Below are 16,219 nucleotides of genomic sequence, written 5' to 3'. Positions count from 1 at the left end.
TTGACGCTGAGTTTAAGTGTTATTTAAAGATATATTTCGAGTTATTCTTTGTCGCGCTAAAAACGTTCAGGATTTTTTTATATCGTTGGAAATTGAAGTCACGGATTGGTAAAGAATAACGTTTACAATAGTTTCTCTGACAAAAAATAACACGAATTCAAACGCAATTAATGTAACTAAAATCAAGGGTATTGCTGCAGGGCAATTGCACGAACAGAAATTGCTAATATACCTTGGACGAGAGAACATAAATTTCTGTAATACCAGCCTTATTTTGTACAAATTCCGCGCAGAATAATCTTCGCTTGAGATTTTAGACGGCCTAAGAAGTGGCTTTTTTAGTTACCTATATTAGCAATCACTGTTCATGCAATCGCCCTGGGTATTGCTGCAGTTAATGCAGAGCATATTTTACAGGGAAAAGTCGCAATAAATGGATATCGGGTTTAGGTGGCTTTAGAGAAAAGAGCGAAATGGCTCTCTTGGCTGGCGGCGTTATTCTGGCTCTTTATGCGTATTAGACTGATTTTTTGATTTTAAAAAGGGATGACAGCTATGAAGTTTCTATCTGAACCACCGATTATTGCATTAGCTAAAAGAATCATGGATCCGTCTATTTGTGGATTGACCTTTCTGGCTTTTATCTGTTTTTATCGGGTTCCATGGGACAGTTACTTGTCTATCCTGTTCATAGCGGCAATATTGTTTTCTTGGATCATCTCGCAAATGCTAAGGCCGCTGCTAAATTTTCGTGGAGGGAACGACTATTCGTATATAGCCGTCATGCTGTTGGGTGGCAGCATATTTATTTTTCTGATTTATTCATTGTTTTTAAATACGCAGTATGCTCGGCATCTGCAAAGGCCAATCATGACGGCTTGGTTGGTATCCATGCCCTTCTTTTTGTTGGCGGCGCATGGGTTGCTTCATATTTGGCTGAAAAATCAGCACCAGAAAATCAGGCTGCGCAAAAGTGTGATTGTTGGCGCAACAAGGGTGGGTTATCAGCTCAGCTGCGAAATCCTAAAAGATCCAAGCTTGTTGATACAAGTTGAAGGGTTTTTCGATGCGCGCGAGCCAAACAGAATTATGCCGGAATGCCGGGAAAAAGTTTTAGGCGGCTTTGATAAGATTTTACCGTATGTCAAAGCGCACGGCATTCAAGTGGTTTTTATTGCCTTGCCGGTCGGATATGAAGAACGTATGACTCATTTATTGGATGAATTGCGTGATACCACGTCTTCGATTTATCTGGTGCCGGATATCTCGGGTTTTAACTTGATTCAGTCGCGTGTTGATGCCATACACGACATCCCTGTCGTATCGTTATTGGAAAGCCCGATTCAGCATCTGAACGCGATTTGGAAAGCCGCGTTCGATTTCTTCGGGTCCATATGTATTTTGCTGTTCATTTCGCCGTTATTGGTGTTTATCACATTGATTATCAAGCTGTCATCGCCGGGTCCGGTGCTCTTTAAGCAATCAAGATACGGACTTGATGGCAGAGAAATCAAGGTCTACAAATTTAGAACGATGAACGTATGCGAAAACGGGCCGAGCATACAACAGGCAACCAAAGACGATCCTAGGATTTACCCTTTTGGAGCTTTTCTAAGAAAGACATCCTTGGATGAGCTTCCGCAGTTTTTTAATGTGGTCAAAGGCGATATGAGCATAGTGGGCCCTAGGCCTCATGCCGTTGCGCATAATGAAGAATATAGAAAGCGGATTCATGGTTATATGTTGCGTCATAAGGTCAAGCCGGGGATTACCGGTTGGGCGCAAGTGCACGGATTGCGAGGTGAAACGGAAACCCTCGATAAAATGGAAAAAAGGGTTGAGTATGATTTGGAATACCTAAGGAGCTGGACTATGTTATTAGATATTCTGATCATCATCAGAACATTTGGTGTAGTGTTTCAAACAACCAATGCGCATTAGAAGATTAATTTTTGTATTTGTTATGGAGTTACGGATTATTAGCTTATTGATAGAATAAAATGTCTTCGTTGGATATATAGCGCAGGGGGGTAATCTTTTAATTTCTTCCATAAAGGGATTTTTATTGATCATGTTGTTTGATATTTTTTATTCTTCACTTCTCGCGCTTAATTTGGGGGAGGTGGGATTTTTTAATTATTGGAGATAATCTATGACGACTAAATTGCTGGTTTCGGTGGCTTTTACTTTTATGGCTAGCAGTCAGGCCTTTGCAGAATGAAGAAGCGATGCACGCGATGGCTTGAGAATCACTGGAGCGAAAAACACTAATGCCGCTGGTTTTCGTAATAGTGAGGGAAAAGGCAAAGGTAATGGTAATGGTCACAATCACGGCGGTGGTAATGGTCATGGTGACGATGCGCCCGGCCACTGCAGAGGGAATGTTTCTCCTTGCTAACGTCAAAATGTTTTAGTAAGGCAGGCTTCGGCTGAGTTGATTCCGTACAACCTCCGAGCCTGTCTTGTTAGGCTCCGAGCTCCGTCAATCCCCTTGTTCATTATGAGTATACCGGAACGGCAGTGATTTTTATGGCATTGTCCTGAGGGCAGCGCATTTTTGATGCAACATTAACAATAGGGCGTTGTAATTGTTGCTTGGACTTGCTTACCACAAGCGGTAATGATCAGACTTGTAGCGGATTGGATGCGAATTTTTAAGCTGGGTAAACTTAAATGAAGATGAACGGATCCGTGTTTTTTCGCTGGATGGAACGTTCGATCTATGTGGTTTTTTTGGCGGTGTTTATTATCTCTCCGTTGCCCTTGGGCAGTAACCGAGGATGGGCATTTCTCGCCTTGTCTGCCGTATTCCTAATGCTGCTGACAGGATATTTAATTATCGAATGCAATAGCTTGCTAAGGGATGCGGCGAAACAACATAGACAGCCTTTCGGTCTTTGCGCATTTTTGTTGCTGCTTGTCGCCGTCTGGATGTGGGCTCAGACGACCCTTGAGTTACCGGCCGGCTGGATGTCCAAGCTGTCCCCGGTCACGCAGGAAATTTATACGTCTGCGCAAAATATTTTGGAGCCTGCTCAAACTTCGAGGGCATTTCCGATTTCATTGGAGCCGGGAAAAACAATCGATCAAGCCATGCTGACGTTGGCGTGTTTTGCGATGGTCATCCTGATGCAGGGACTGATTAACAGCCGCCAGCGCTTGGTTCAGTTTTGTTATGTGATCGTTTTGTCGGGCGTTTTTCAGGCATTATACGGTACGGTGATGGTGTTGACCGGCATGGAGTATTTATTATTTGTGCCCAAAAAGGCTTATATCGGCAATGCGACAGGAACCTTCGTCAATCGAAACCATTTGGCCGGATACCTGGAAATGACTTTGGCGGTAGGCATTGGCTTATTATTGGGCTCACGCAAGGTTTCAGATCAAGTTCGCCAACATTGGCGCGGCGTTTTGACTTATATCCTGCAAACCTTGATGAGCCCGATCGCAATATTGCGATGCTTGCTGGTCATCATGGTGATAGGCCTGTTGATGACGCATTCCCGTATGGGTAATGCAGGGTTTTTTAATGCGCTTTTGATTACGTCTGTCATCGCTTTGGTTGCAACCCGGCAATTTCGCCGTCCGGGGTTTATTTCCATCATACTCAGTATTGTCACGGTGGATATTCTGCTGTTGGGTACATGGTTCGATATTGGCAAAGTCATTAACCGAATCGAAAATACCGGTCTCGACCATGAAACCCGAGACGAAGCGGTGCAATACGTGATGCAGATGCTTCCGGATTTTTGGCTTGCGGGAACCGGAGCGGGCACATTCGCTTACATTTTTCCGAAATACAGCCAATTCGTCGGCGGCTTTTACGATTATGCCCATAACGATTATCTGCAACTATGGGTCGAACTGGGCGTCATCGGTTGTATTCCTTTGGCTGGGTTGGTGATGTTCGGATTGCTGAATGGATGGTCGCTGCTGCGGCGCAGTGAATCAAGGCTGCTCAGAGGTGTGGGATTTGCATCGATTATGGGGACGGTCAGCCTGCTGATTCATTCCACGGTGGATTTCAATTTACAGATTCCGGCCAACATTCTGTTATTTGTAGCGCTCCTGGCTTTGCCGCAGGTTGCCCGGCAAGCGCTTACCGATCGTACTTCGATTTAATCCGATGACTATGCGCGTGAATCATCGTAAGCTTGCCTGGTGCTTGTTAGTTTCCTGCAATCCGGCATGGGCTGAAGTGCTCGATATAAAAAAAGAACCTGTCATCATTCCCGCCGGCCCCTTTGAGTTCGCGCCTATCTTCGAAGCGGCGGAGTCGTACAATGACAATATCTTTCAGCAAAATAGATTCAAAAAAGCTTCCTTCCTGACGCAATTTCATGCGGGAGGGCAATTGGCGCTGGAAAGGCAGATGAACCGATATGCTTTGACTTATACCCTGCAAAGCTCTCAGTATCATGACAGCCCGCAAGACAATTATGTCGATCATTTTGTCGGAGGGACTTCGCATATTGAATTTACCAGCCGCAACCGGTTGGATGTGAATCTCGGCTATCTGGATAGCCATTACCAGAGAGGGATTTTCCTTGGCAGAGATTTAATTAATCCAATAGGGACGATCGGCAAAGATTCGCTTGGCATAACAGGACGATCCGAACCCGATCAATACCACCTGCATAGCGTCGATGCGGCCTATCGTTACGGCAGGGTCGAAGCCAAAGGCAATTTGGAGTTGAAGTTCAATGTTCAGGACTATGCCTTTCAAAATAATCCCGAATTTACTGCGAGACAAGATAGAACGCAGTTTGCTGTGACACCCGGTTTTTATTTCCGGGTGGCGCCAAAGACCACGTTGCAGACCCAGGTTGAAAATATATGGGTCAAGTACAGGCAGACGGAGGCGTCGGCCTTCGATAGCCTCAAACAACGCTTTCTGGTCGGCGGCACGTGGTTGTACTCGGCCAAAACTCGAGTGAGCGCGCGAATCGGTTATTTGCGGCAGACATTCGACAACTCCGGATCAAGGGGATTTTCCGATGCGACATGGGACCTTTCCGCCTATTGGGCGCCGTTGACTTATTCGCGTTTTAATTTGAGCATTGCCCGCGATGCGGTGCCGACGATTGCAAGCAGTAATATCCGCGCATCCGACCGCTTCCGTTTGAACTGGACGCATGACTGGACCCCGCGCGTGACGACCCAATTGTTCGGGGCGCGCGAAAATGCCGACAATGTGGGCATCCATAGACAGGATGACTATACCTCGTTTGGTCTCGACCTGAATTATGGCGTCCGGCGCTGGTTGGGCGTTGGCATCAATTACTCGTATCGAAGCCTGAAGTCGGATAATAATCAACTGAATTTTAATCAGAATGTGGCTATGTTTTATATTACCGGCAATCCGCGTATTTCCGACGAAGCCAAAACCCCCTGGGCTACATGGTATTGAAGTGACAAATACATTCATGAACAAAATTTTATTTTTATATGTTGCGCTACTCATCTCGGCTGTTGCTTCCGCAAATGCCGAGACCAATGCGGGAAACGGTTCAATGTCCAACTATGAGCTTGGCGCGGGGGACAAAATTCTGATTACGGTGTTCCGCGAACCCGATCTGACGATGGAAGCCAAGTTGACCGACGCCGGCACCATCATCTTTCCTTTCCTGGGCGAAATGAATGTGAAAGGCTTAACGGTTGGCAAACTCAAAGACAAAATCACGCAGGGCTTAAGCGGCCGCTATTTGAAAGATCCGAGCGTTAGCGTGTCGGTTCTGGAGTACCGCGAGTTTTTTGTGAACGGTGAAGTCAAACAACCGGGGGCGTTCCCCTACTTTCCAGGGCTGACCGTACAAAAGGCTATCTCGATAGCCGGCGGCTTTACCGAGCGGGCTTCGCAATCCAGCGTTCTGCTCGAGCGCGAAAAAGACGCCAATCGTGAAGGCATTGAAGTGGAGTTGAATGCGCCTATCGCTCCGGGAGATATCGTGATCGTCGAGGAGAGCTTTTTCTGATGAATGATTTAAAACTAAGGGCCACGGGGCAAACAGCCTTGCGGGAACAAAATTTCAGAATGGATAGAGCCTTTCAGGATGAAGCTTTTATGGAGGAAGACAGCATAGACCTGCGCCACTATTGGCGTGTCGTGCGCCAATATCAATGGCGGATATTGCTGTTGGCTTTGGTGGCAACGGTATTGGCGAGCCTCTTCGTTTTTACGATGAAGCCCGTCTATCGTTCCTCCGCAACACTGCTGGTGGAAGGCAAGCACTCCAATCTGCTGTCGATCGAAGACGTTTATTCGATGGATACTACTCGCGCGGAATATTTTCAAACCCAGTTCGAAATTATCAAGTCCCCCGATTTGGCGCGCAAAGTCATTCAGAAATTGAAGCTGGCTACCCATCCGGAATTCAAGGAGATACCGCCTGAAAACGAGGGTCAGCCGTTTTGGAAGGACTGGCTGGCGATGTTGCCGGCTCTCGCTCAGGATAAGCCGGAAGGCACAGGGGTTGACGAGACTTTAAAGGCTGAAGAACTGTTGCTTAAAGACTTCCTGGAGCGTCTGAACGTCAAACCCCGCGTAAAAACGCAGTTGGTCGATGTCAGTTTTGATGCCAAGGACCCCAAGCTGGCGCGCGATGTGGTGAACGCGCTGGGCGAGACATTTATCGAGAGCGGCCTCGAAGCGCGCATGGAGGACACACGCAAGGCGGCGGAATGGCTTTCCGATCGATTGCAATCCTTAAAAGACAGGCTGACCGAGTCCGAAAACCGCTTGCAGGATTATCTGGCCAAGGAGCATCTGGTCGATCTGGAAGGCGTGCTAACGTTGAGCGCCAAGGAAATCGAAAAAAACACCGAAACCTTGGCTAGTGTGCGCCAGATGCGTATCGAAGCGGAGAGCACCTATAACAAAATTAAATCGGGCAACGGGCTGGAACAAGTTCCCGAAGTCCTGGAGGATCGTGTGATCCAGGATTTGAGAAACAAAGAAGCCGAATTGGCCAGTAAGGAATCGGATCTTGGCGAACGCTATGGGCCGCAACATCCGGCAATGTTGGCTCTTCAATCGGAGCGCTCGGCCATCCACGGATTACTGGAAAAACAACTGGCGAGCATCGTCTCCAGCATCAAGAGCCGCTATGAAATTGCCAGGTCCAACGAGCAAGCGGTTCTGTCGAGCATAGAAGGCAACAAGTCGCAAGTGCAGAAAATTGGCCGCAAGCAAAGTCGGCTTAGCGAATTGCAGCGAGAAGTCGAATCCAATAAAAATCTGTACGAAACCTTTATCAACCGCTTCAAGGAAGCGAATGAAGCCGCCGAACTCGGCGCCGCCAACATCCGTTTCATCGATAAAGCCAGCATTCCGCTCGATCCGGTCAAGCCCAAGAAGAAACTGATATTGGCATTGACCTTTGTCGGCATGGTATTTTTCGGTGTGCTGGTTGCCTTCCTGCTGGACTATCTGGATTCCACCTTCAAATCGCCGGACGATGTTGAAAGAAAGCTCGATCAGCCGTTCCTTGGCGTCATCCCGTTGCTGGATAGGCTGCGCAACCAGCCCGAAGCCTTGGGGCAATTGGTCGTGCGCGAACCGCGGGGAGTGTTCGCCGAAGCCGTGCGTACAATAAGAACGGGTTTGGTGTTGTCCGCATTGGACAGTCCGCATAACATCTGGATGGTCACGTCATCGCTTCCGGGAGAGGGTAAGTCCACGCTGGCGATGAACCTGGCGCAATCGCTCGCGCAAATGGAAAATACTGAGCAACGAGTTCTGCTGATAGAAGCCGACTTGCGCAGGCCGACGCTGGCAAAACGCTTTCAACTCCCACTCAAAGCTCCAGGCTTGACACATGCGTTGGCGCTCAACGCCAAACTGGATGAATGCCTGCATGCCGTGGAGGACTTGGCTCTTGATATCTTGCCTGCCGGCATGCCGCCTCCAAACCCGCTGGAATTATTGGCATCGAAGTCATTTGCCGAGTTATTGGAAGAGCTGGAAAAACGCTACAGTCTGATCCTGATCGACTCGCCGCCGGTGCACACGGTTAGCGATGCGCAATGGTTGGCTCAACATGTGCGCTCGGTTATCTATGCCGTGAAAGCTGATGCGACATCGATCAAGGCGGTAAAAGATGGGCTCAGAACGCTTGAACGGTTTGGCGCGCCATTGGCTGGCGTGGTGCTGACCCAAATGGATGTCGAAAATAGCAAGTATTACGGGCACGGCGAATACAGCGGCTATTACTATTACCAATCGGCGTATGGCGCGGATGAAGCCGGTTCTTCTTGATTTAACTGCTGCTTTATCGCGCATGATACGCCGTTTCAAAGCATATTTTCACTGGCATAAATATTGACCCCGAAACAACAAACTCTAACCCATGATTGATCTGCACTGCCACATGTTGCCAGGCATAGACGATGGCCCCAAAACCATGGAGCAAGCGCTGGAAATGGCGCGTTTTGCGGTTGACCACGGCACCCGCCGCTGTGTGCTGACTCCACACATTAAACCGGGATGCTACGATAACGATATCGAAAACATCCGGCGCGTATTCGAGGCATTCCAAAACCGGCTGGCCGGCGAGAATATCCCGTTGCAGGTTGGCATGGCCGCCGAAGTCCGTGTGTGTGCCGAGTTACCCGGCTTGATTAATCAGGGAAGAATTCCCTTTCTCGGGCGTTGGCAAGGCATGCGGCTGATCTTGCTGGAGTTCCCCCACGATCAGATTCCGGTAGGCGCGGACAAACTCATCGATTGGCTGATTGGGCGCGACATACTTCCGCTTATCGCGCATCCCGAACGTAACCAGGGCGTGATGCGCCACCCGGAAAAGATCAAACCCTTTGTAAGCAGAGGTTGCCTGTTGCAAATTACCGCGGACTCGGTAACCGGGTTGTTTGGCGAAGTTTCTCAACAACTGGCGCTTTCATTCATCCGAAAAGACATGGCGATGCTGATCGCGACCGACGCCCACAATCTTTACAAACGCCGGCCAACCCTGAAAGCCGCGCACGATATGTTATTGCCGATCATAGGGGGCGATAAGACCCGAGCCCTGTTCAGCGGCAATGCCGAAACGATGCTGTCATGATCGCTGGCGGCCATTCCGGCTTAAAACCGGCATTCCAGGCCGGCTTATACCTATCGGCCATAGTGGGGCTGATCATGCTGGCCAATACCGCAATACGCTGGTCGTTGGCCGATGTTTATGCGACGCAGCTGAGCCATCACCTGGATACCGTGGATCGCAACTTATCGAACAAAAATGCCGAGCAATGGCGTCTGGCCCGGCAGCACTTGGATCGCACCCTGGAACTGCGCCCTGCTTATGCGCGTTATTTCGAACTGGCGGAAAATTTTTATCAGAAGCTGGATACCTTGGAGTTCGGCGGAAATCCCCTTATCCAGGAGCTGGCCTGGAACGATAACGAAGCTAAAGCCCTGGACTACGCGCGCCGCGGCCTATATCTAATGCCTTCCTGGCCTTATCTCTGGAAGCGGTTGGCTATCAGTAAGCTGGCGCTAAAACAATTCGATGACGAATTAGCCGGCGCTATTGAACGGGCGCTGTATTTGGGGCCTTGGGAGCGGTCGGTTCAATATGGCGTGGCAATAGCGGGATTGAATTATTGGCCGATCCTGCAGGACGCGGAACGTCTGCACGTATCGCAAGCCGTGGCGCAAGCGTTGGAGATGGATCGAATGCAGCACAGCGAGCTTTTTGATACAAGCATAATCTTGTCGCACGCCAATTTTGTTCGAGTTTGCGAAGAACAAATAAAAAGTACGACTCAGCGCCAATTGCATAGCTATTGCCCTTAAGTTATATCAATTTAACTTGAAATCATAATAATCGGCGAGCCGTGGATTAATACGGTTTCAACCTTAATTAAATGTAATAACCAAAAACAAGACTAAAAATGTTATCAAATCAATCCATTCTTATTACTGGGGGAACAGGTTCATTCGGGAACACTTTCGTCCCGATGACCTTGACCAAATACAATCCGCGGCGAGTTGTCATTTATTCGCGCGATGAAATGAAGCAGTGGGAGATGGCCAAACTCTATGCCAATGACCCGCGCGTGCGCTTCTTCATTGGCGATGTGCGCGATAAGGATCGTCTTTCGCGCGCACTGGATGGCATTGATTATGTAGTCCACGCCGCCGCGACCAAGATTGTACCCACCGCCGAATACAACCCATTCGAGTGCGTTAAAACCAACGTAATGGGCGCGATGAACTTGATTGATGCATGTATAGATCGAGGCGTTAAACGCGTCGTTGCGCTTTCGACCGATAAGGCCAGCAGCCCGGCTAATCTGTACGGTGCGACAAAATTGGCATCCGACAAACTGTTTGTGGCGGGCAACTCCTACGCCGGTGCTCACGATACCCGTTTTGGGGTAGTGCGGTATGGCAATGTGATGGGCTCGCGCGGTTCGGTGATTCCTTTCTTTCTCTCAATTGCGGACAAAGGCACACTGCCTATCACCGATGACCGCATGACCCGTTTCATGATTACCCTGGAACAAGGTGTGGAATTGGTATGGCATGCCTTTGATGACATGATGGGCGGGGAAATATACGTCAAAAAAATTCCTTCGATGAAAGTGACCGACGTCGCACTCGCCAGCGTGCCTGACGCCAAACACGAGATCGTTGGCATCCGTCCCGGCGAGAAGCTCCACGAACAAATGATCGGGGTAGAAGATGCGCTTTACACTTATGAATACCCAGAGCACTTCAAAATACTACCCGCCATACACAACTGGAGCAACGATCCCTACCGCATCAAGGACGGGCGGAAAGTCGCCGAAGATTTTACCTACTGCTCGGACAATAACACCGAATGGATGAGTGTTGAATCGCTGCAAGCGTGGATCGTCCAAAACCGCGAAAAAGTCGGCAAAATATGACTACGATGATCCCTTACGGTCGGCAAGATATTTCCGACGCAGACATTCAGGCGGTTGTCGATGTACTGCGTTCCGACTACCTGACACAAGGCCCGGCCGTTCCCGCTTTTGAAAACAGTGTCGCAGGCTATTGCGGCGCGCAATTCGGCATTGCGGTGAACAGCGCCACGAGTGCCCTGCACATTGCCTGTTTGGCACTGGGCGTAGGTCCAAACGATATCGTCTGGACCACCCCGATCACGTTTGTGGCGAGCGCGAACTGCGTGCTTTATTGCGGCGCACAGGTCGATTTTGTCGATATCGATCCGCGCACTTACAACATGAGCGTGGAGCGCCTGGCGGAAAAACTGGCGCAGGCGGAAAAGTTCGGCAATCTCCCCAAGGTCGTGATCCCCGTACACCTGTGCGGACAGCCCTGCGACATGGCGAGCATCCATGCGCTCAGTCGGCAATATGGCTTCAAGATCATCGAGGATGCTTCGCATGCGATTGGCGGTAAATACCGCGGCGAACCGATCGGCAATTGCCGCTATAGCGACATCACCGTATTCAGCTTCCACCCGGTCAAGATCATCACCACGGCGGAAGGCGGCATGGCCATGACCAAAGATGCGCAGTTGGCGAAACGCATGCAGTTACTGCGCAGCCACGGCATTACCCGCGACGTGAACGAGATGACTCATGTGCCGGATGGTCCCTGGTACTACCAGCAGATCGACCTTGGCTACAACTACCGCATGACCGACTTGCAAGCCGCACTGGGCCTGAGCCAAATGCAGCGGTTGGACGAATTCGTCGCCAGGCGGCACGCCATCGCCAAGCGCTATGATCGGTTATTGGCGGATTTGCCGGTCGTTACGCCTTGGCAGCACCCGGACAGCTATTCCGGTTTGCATCTTTACGTGATTCGTTTGAAGCTGAAAGAAATTGGCGGTACCCATCGGCAAGTGTTCGAGGACTTGCGTGCAGCCGGCATCGGCGTCAACCTGCATTATATCCCGGTTCATACCCAGCCTTACTACGAAGGGCTTGGATTCAAGGCAGGCTATTGTCCGGAAGCAGAGCACTACTATGACGAAGCGATCAGTCTGCCGATGTACCCGGGATTGACCGAAGCGCAGCAAGATAAAGTTGTCGACGTATTACGCGAGGTTACTGCAAAATGAACATCGCCGTCATTCCTGCGCGCGGCGGCAGCAAACGTATTCCGCGTAAAAATATCAAGCCTTTCTGCGGCAAGCCGATGATCGCCTGGTCGATCGAGGCGGCCAAGGCGTCCGGACTGTTTGAGCGCATCATCGTCTCCACGGACGATGCGGATATTGCCGAAACGGCCATACGGTGGGGCGCGGAAATTCCCTTCATGCGCCCTGAAGAACTATCCAACGACTACGCCGGCACGACGCCGGTCGTTGCTCATGCAACGCAATGGGTGTTGGATCAAGGGTTCAGCCTAGAAGCGGTATGCTGCATCTATGCGACAGCACCGTTTGTGCAGAAAGATGATTTGATACAAGGATGGGAGGCGTTGAGATCGGGTGATTGGGATTATGCTTTCACGGCAACCGACTTTGCCGCGCCGATCTTTCGTTCGTTTAAACAAACAGCCGAAGGCGGCATAGAGATGTTCTTTCCTGAACATTTTGTCACGCGGTCGCAGGATTTGCCGGTAGCGTTGCATGATGCGGGACAGTTCTATTGGGGGCGGTCTGCATCATGGTTGGAGAGCCGGCGCATCTTTGACCGGCGCTCGAAACCGGTCATGATTCCCCGTTGGCGAGTGCAAGATATTGATACGCAGGATGATTGGGAGCGCGCCGAGATATTGGCGCCAATTATCATGCAGCATAAAAATTGAGCATGCAAAGCAAATCGCATGGCTTCCGCATTCATTCCAGTAGCCAAATTAAACCAGCCTTCTTCATATGCGGTCTGATTTTAGCGGACGGCTTAGAACAACGTGACGCAGCATTTCTAACTTTGCGCCCAATTGGAGAGCAATCATGCAAATAGCAATCGAGTTACCTAACGACTTTGTCGCATTTCAGGCTGTATCCGACATTCAGCAAGAAGTGCGGACCTCTTATGCTCTTTGGCTTTACCAGCGTGAGAGAGTAACGCTTGTTAAAGCCGCAGAATTGGCAGGAGTCAACCTTTATGACTTCATGAGCATCTGCAAGGCAAACCGGTTACCCGTCGTTGACATCACGCGCGATGAACTGCTTGAAGAACTGGCTGGATTTAACCGAACATGATTTTGGTAGCAGATGCTTCAGCGCTAATTGTCCTTGCGGCCTGCGACAGTCTCGCCCTGCTTGAAGCGCTTTTCGGCAACGTTCTCGTACCCGAGGCAGTTTTTTCCGAAGTAACTGTTCCTGGCAAGCCGCAATCCGCACGTCTGCGAAGCTATCTGCACGATAAAGTTCGTGTGGTGGATATGCAGCGATATGTTTACCTGGATGCTTTTGCCGATGCCGGCGAAACCCAGGCGATGCTTCTCTACAAGGAAGTGTCTGCTGACTACTTGCTTATTGACGACAAGCGTGGGCGCAAGGTTGCAAAAATTAACCAGATTAAAACGGTGGGCTCATTAGGAGTATTACTTCAAGCCAAAAGAATCGGTTTGATTCCTCGTATTGCTCCCTTGATCGAACAAATTGCCGCCAGTCCGGTTTTTATGAGCGAGAATTTGATACAAACCGTCCTCGAAATGGCTGGGGAGAATACCCAGCGAGGTAACGCGTCATGAATATCGCTTTCCGCGCCGATGCCACCAGCCAGATCGGGACAGGCCATTTCATGCGTTGCCTGACCTTGGCCGATGCGCTGAAGAGAAAAGGGGCGCAGATACGTTTTATCAGCCGAGGACTACCCTCGCATTTACGCGACATGCTGGCAGCAAAAGGCATGGAGCTCTCATTACTAAGCAGTAATGAAGGTTCGTCAGCTACTGACGACCTTGCGCATTCGCATTGGCTGGGAACCAGTCAGGCACAGGATGCGGAAGCAACCATTCAGGCGCTGTCTGACCAAACCTGGGATTGGCTGATTATCGACCACTATGCACTGGATGCGCGCTGGGAAAGTGCAATGCGCACCTCTGCCAGACAGATTATGGTGATCGATGACATCGCCGACCGGAGCCACGATTGCGATGTGCTGCTGGATCAGAATTTCTATGCAGACATGCAAACGCGTTATGCCGATAAAGTGCCCGCGCATTGCCAATTATTGCTGGGCCCACGTTATGCCTTGCTACGTGATGAATTTCGAAAACTGCGTGAGCAAGTCAGGCCGCGCACAGGGCCAGTAAAGCGAATCCTGGTGTTTTTTGGCGGTGTGGATGCGGATAACTACACGAGACTCGCCATCAAGGCCTTGGCCGAGATGGGAGTCGAAGGCCTGCATGTGGATGTGGTGATCGGTGCACAGCATCCATGCCGTGCGGAAATTGAAACTAATTGCGCTTCGCAAGGGTTTGTTTGCCATGTGCAAACAAACAGGATGGCGGAGTTGATGGCGGCTGCCGATCTGGCGATTGGGGCGGGAGGTTCTGCAACGTGGGAGCGTTGTTGTTTAGGCTTGCCGGCGCTGAGCATTTGCGTGGCCGACAACCAGCAACAACAGATAGCTGATGCCGCACAGAAAGGGTTGTTGTATGCGCCAGCGTTCGATAAAGATTTGGCTGGTGTAATCAAGACGCATGCTTCAGCACTGATTGAAAATCCGTATCTTCGGCGGCTTATTTCTGACAAAGCCATGAAGGCAGTCGATGGGCGAGGGGTGTCGCGGATCATTGGTAACTTGGGATGCAGTGGGATTGCGATCAGAAATGCCAAAGAAGAAGATTCTCCCAGACTATTCGAATGGCGGAACCACCCAAGCATCAGGTCAGTGTCGAGGAATGCTGATCCTATTTCCTGGGAAAATCATCAGAAGTGGTTTTCTTCTGTGCTGGCTTCACAGGATAGAGTCCTTCTCATTGGAGAGACCGACGAGGTACCGGTAGGCGTCGTGCGTTTTGATAAGCGCGAGGATTGTGCTGAGATTTCGATCTATCTGGTTCCGGATTCCAACCATTCCGGGCAGGGGAGAAATCTGCTGCTCAGCGTGGAACAATGGCTGATCGCCAACCGGCCTGACATCCACTGTATTCAAGCCAATGTGCTAGGTGGTAACGAACCTTCGCATCGACTGTTTTTAGGGGCAGGCTACCGAGTCGAAAATACAAATTATCTAAAAAAGCTGAATTAAAAAACATGACCAGAGAATTCAAAATCGCAGACAAGTTGATCGGGCAAAACCATGCCCCCTTCATCATCGCCGAAATGTCCGGCAACCATAACCAGTCGCTGGAACGGGCATTGGAAATCGTCGAGGCGGCCGCCAAGACCGGTGCGCATGGGCTGAAGATACAGACCTATACGCCGGACACCATGACGCTTGACCTGGACGAGCGCGAATTTCACATCAGCGATCCCAAAAGTCTGTGGGCGGGTACGTCGCTTTACAAGCTGTACGGCGAAGCCTACACGCCGTGGGAATGGCACAAGCCGATTTTCGATCGTGCGCGCGAACTGGGTATCATCCCGTTCAGCACGCCGTTTGACGATACGGCGGTGGACTTTCTGGAAAGCCTGGATGTGCCTTGCTACAAGATCGCATCGTTCGAGAATACCGACCTGCCGTTGATTCGGCGGGTGGCCGCGACCGGTAAACCGTTGATCATTTCCACAGGCATGGCCAGCATTGCCGAACTTGATGACACGGTTCGCGCAGCCCGCGAAGCCGGCTGTAAAGACCTGATCCTGCTCAAGTGCACCAGCACCTATCCCGCCACGGCGGAGAACACCAACATTCTGACTATTCCGCACTTGCGTGAGTTGTTCGGTTGTGAAGTGGGCTTATCGGATCACACTATGGGTGTGGGCGTGTCGGTAGCCAGCGTCGCATTGGGTGCCACGGTCATCGAGAAGCACTTCACCCTCAATCGTGCCGATGGAGGGGTCGACAGCTCATTTTCTATGGAACCCGCTGAAATGGCGCAACTGGTAGTCGAGACCGAACGCGCTTGGCAAGCGCTTGGGAAAGTGAGTTACGGCGCAACCGAGGCCGAAAAAAAATCTCTTCAGTTCCGGCGTTCCCTATATATCGTAAAGGATCTTAAAGCTGGTGATGTGTTGACCCAGGAGAATGTTCGGGCGATACGCCCAGGGTTTGGTTTACCTACCAAATATCAGGAACAAGTATTGGGCAAGCCGGTGAAGCAGGATGTGAAACGTGGGACAGCGCTTAATTTCGATCTTTTGTAACACATGCGATTTATGCT

Annotated in this window: 15 protein-coding genes; 14 read left to right on the top strand and 1 reads right to left on the bottom strand. The window is 50.3% G+C overall.

Features of this window, described 5'->3' with window-relative positions; genetic code table 11:
- Window positions 1–555 precede the first annotated feature (555 nt).
- Window positions 556–1,941 carry an undecaprenyl-phosphate glucose phosphotransferase gene (locus U2W12_RS04870; RefSeq protein ID WP_326499546.1) on the top strand — a complete coding sequence of 462 codons (1,386 nt, stop codon included), beginning with the start codon at window positions 556–558 and terminating at the stop codon, window positions 1,939–1,941.
- Between the two features lie 154 nt (window positions 1,942–2,095).
- Here the strand turns inward: U2W12_RS04870 and U2W12_RS04865 are convergent, their stop codons facing one another.
- On the bottom strand, window positions 2,096–2,350 hold the full coding sequence (locus tag U2W12_RS04865; protein WP_326499545.1) for a hypothetical protein: 255 nt from the start codon (window positions 2,348–2,350) through the stop codon (window positions 2,096–2,098).
- Window positions 2,351–2,673: 323 nt separating this feature from the next.
- Between U2W12_RS04865 and U2W12_RS04860 the strand changes: the two genes are divergently transcribed.
- The 13 genes from U2W12_RS04860 to pseI all read left to right on the top strand — a co-directional run bounded on the left by U2W12_RS04860 (window position 2,674) and on the right by pseI (window position 16,202).
- Window positions 2,674–4,122 (top strand): O-antigen ligase family protein, encoded by a 1,449-nt coding sequence (locus U2W12_RS04860; RefSeq protein ID WP_326499544.1) that lies wholly within the window; start codon window positions 2,674–2,676, stop codon window positions 4,120–4,122.
- A gap of 16 nt (window positions 4,123–4,138) precedes the next feature.
- On the top strand, window positions 4,139–5,410 hold the full coding sequence (locus U2W12_RS04855; RefSeq protein ID WP_326499543.1) for an outer membrane beta-barrel protein: 1,272 nt from the start codon (window positions 4,139–4,141) through the stop codon (window positions 5,408–5,410).
- A gap of 16 nt (window positions 5,411–5,426) precedes the next feature.
- Entirely contained in the window at window positions 5,427–5,975 is a 549-nt protein-coding gene (locus U2W12_RS04850; RefSeq protein ID WP_326499542.1) for a polysaccharide biosynthesis/export family protein, read from the top strand.
- A complete protein-coding gene (locus tag U2W12_RS04845; protein ID WP_326499541.1) occupies window positions 5,975–8,257 on the top strand; it encodes a polysaccharide biosynthesis tyrosine autokinase in 2,283 nt (760 codons plus the stop codon). The genes U2W12_RS04850 and U2W12_RS04845 overlap by 1 nt, the downstream gene beginning before the upstream one ends.
- Before the next feature lie 91 nt (window positions 8,258–8,348).
- A complete protein-coding gene (locus U2W12_RS04840; RefSeq protein ID WP_326499540.1) occupies window positions 8,349–9,062 on the top strand; it encodes a CpsB/CapC family capsule biosynthesis tyrosine phosphatase in 714 nt (237 codons plus the stop codon).
- Window positions 9,059–9,793: a hypothetical protein gene (locus U2W12_RS04835; RefSeq protein WP_326499539.1), complete on the top strand. Its 735-nt coding sequence runs from the start codon at window positions 9,059–9,061 to the stop codon at window positions 9,791–9,793. Before U2W12_RS04840 ends, U2W12_RS04835 begins: the two co-directional genes overlap by 4 nt.
- 98 nt (window positions 9,794–9,891) lie before the next feature.
- Window positions 9,892–10,890, top strand: a complete 999-nt coding sequence (gene pseB, locus U2W12_RS04830; protein ID WP_326499538.1) for a UDP-N-acetylglucosamine 4,6-dehydratase (inverting) — start codon at window positions 9,892–9,894, stop codon at window positions 10,888–10,890.
- Window positions 10,887–12,056 carry a UDP-4-amino-4,6-dideoxy-N-acetyl-beta-L-altrosamine transaminase gene (gene pseC / locus U2W12_RS04825; protein WP_326499537.1) on the top strand — a complete coding sequence of 390 codons (1,170 nt, stop codon included), beginning with the start codon at window positions 10,887–10,889 and terminating at the stop codon, window positions 12,054–12,056. The genes pseB and pseC overlap by 4 nt, the downstream gene beginning before the upstream one ends.
- Window positions 12,053–12,748: a pseudaminic acid cytidylyltransferase gene (gene pseF / locus U2W12_RS04820; protein WP_326499536.1), complete on the top strand. Its 696-nt coding sequence runs from the start codon at window positions 12,053–12,055 to the stop codon at window positions 12,746–12,748. The genes pseC and pseF overlap by 4 nt, the downstream gene beginning before the upstream one ends.
- A 145-nt stretch (window positions 12,749–12,893) precedes the next feature.
- Window positions 12,894–13,145 carry a UPF0175 family protein gene (locus U2W12_RS04815; RefSeq protein WP_326499535.1) on the top strand — a complete coding sequence of 84 codons (252 nt, stop codon included), beginning with the start codon at window positions 12,894–12,896 and terminating at the stop codon, window positions 13,143–13,145.
- Complete coding sequence (locus U2W12_RS04810) at window positions 13,142–13,639, top strand: DUF3368 domain-containing protein (protein ID WP_326499534.1); 498 nt, start codon at window positions 13,142–13,144, stop codon at window positions 13,637–13,639. The genes U2W12_RS04815 and U2W12_RS04810 overlap by 4 nt, the downstream gene beginning before the upstream one ends.
- Window positions 13,636–15,144: a UDP-2,4-diacetamido-2,4,6-trideoxy-beta-L-altropyranose hydrolase gene (pseG, locus tag U2W12_RS04805; protein WP_326499533.1), complete on the top strand. Its 1,509-nt coding sequence runs from the start codon at window positions 13,636–13,638 to the stop codon at window positions 15,142–15,144. The genes U2W12_RS04810 and pseG overlap by 4 nt, the downstream gene beginning before the upstream one ends.
- 5 nt (window positions 15,145–15,149) lie before the next feature.
- Entirely contained in the window at window positions 15,150–16,202 is a 1,053-nt protein-coding gene (gene pseI, locus U2W12_RS04800; RefSeq protein WP_326499532.1) for a pseudaminic acid synthase, read from the top strand.
- Window positions 16,203–16,219: the final 17 nt, after the last annotated feature.

Source organism: Methylomicrobium sp. Wu6 (genome assembly GCF_035916875.1).
Lineage (GTDB): Bacteria > Pseudomonadota > Gammaproteobacteria > Methylococcales > Methylomonadaceae > Methylomicrobium.
The sequence above is the reverse complement of the archived record's forward strand: the minus strand, read 5'-3'. Positions and strand labels throughout refer to the sequence as shown.

Excerpts from the sequence above, each read along its gene's own strand:
- U2W12_RS04870 (WP_326499546.1), top strand. The coding sequence starts at position 556 with ATGAAGTTTCTATCTGAACCACCGATTATTGCATTAGCTAAAAGAATC.
- U2W12_RS04865 (WP_326499545.1), bottom strand. The coding sequence starts at position 2,350 with ATGACCATTACCACCGCCGTGATTGTGACCATTACCATTACCTTTGCC.
- U2W12_RS04860 (WP_326499544.1), top strand. The coding sequence starts at position 2,674 with ATGAAGATGAACGGATCCGTGTTTTTTCGCTGGATGGAACGTTCGATC.
- U2W12_RS04850 (WP_326499542.1), top strand. The coding sequence starts at position 5,427 with ATGAACAAAATTTTATTTTTATATGTTGCGCTACTCATCTCGGCTGTT.
- U2W12_RS04845 (WP_326499541.1), top strand. The coding sequence starts at position 5,975 with ATGAATGATTTAAAACTAAGGGCCACGGGGCAAACAGCCTTGCGGGAA.
- U2W12_RS04840 (WP_326499540.1), top strand. The coding sequence starts at position 8,349 with ATGATTGATCTGCACTGCCACATGTTGCCAGGCATAGACGATGGCCCC.
- U2W12_RS04835 (WP_326499539.1), top strand. The coding sequence starts at position 9,059 with ATGATCGCTGGCGGCCATTCCGGCTTAAAACCGGCATTCCAGGCCGGC.
- pseB (WP_326499538.1), top strand. The coding sequence starts at position 9,892 with ATGTTATCAAATCAATCCATTCTTATTACTGGGGGAACAGGTTCATTC.
- pseC (WP_326499537.1), top strand. The coding sequence starts at position 10,887 with ATGACTACGATGATCCCTTACGGTCGGCAAGATATTTCCGACGCAGAC.
- pseF (WP_326499536.1), top strand. The coding sequence starts at position 12,053 with ATGAACATCGCCGTCATTCCTGCGCGCGGCGGCAGCAAACGTATTCCG.
- U2W12_RS04815 (WP_326499535.1), top strand. The coding sequence starts at position 12,894 with ATGCAAATAGCAATCGAGTTACCTAACGACTTTGTCGCATTTCAGGCT.
- U2W12_RS04810 (WP_326499534.1), top strand. The coding sequence starts at position 13,142 with ATGATTTTGGTAGCAGATGCTTCAGCGCTAATTGTCCTTGCGGCCTGC.
- pseG (WP_326499533.1), top strand. The coding sequence starts at position 13,636 with ATGAATATCGCTTTCCGCGCCGATGCCACCAGCCAGATCGGGACAGGC.
- pseI (WP_326499532.1), top strand. The coding sequence starts at position 15,150 with ATGACCAGAGAATTCAAAATCGCAGACAAGTTGATCGGGCAAAACCAT.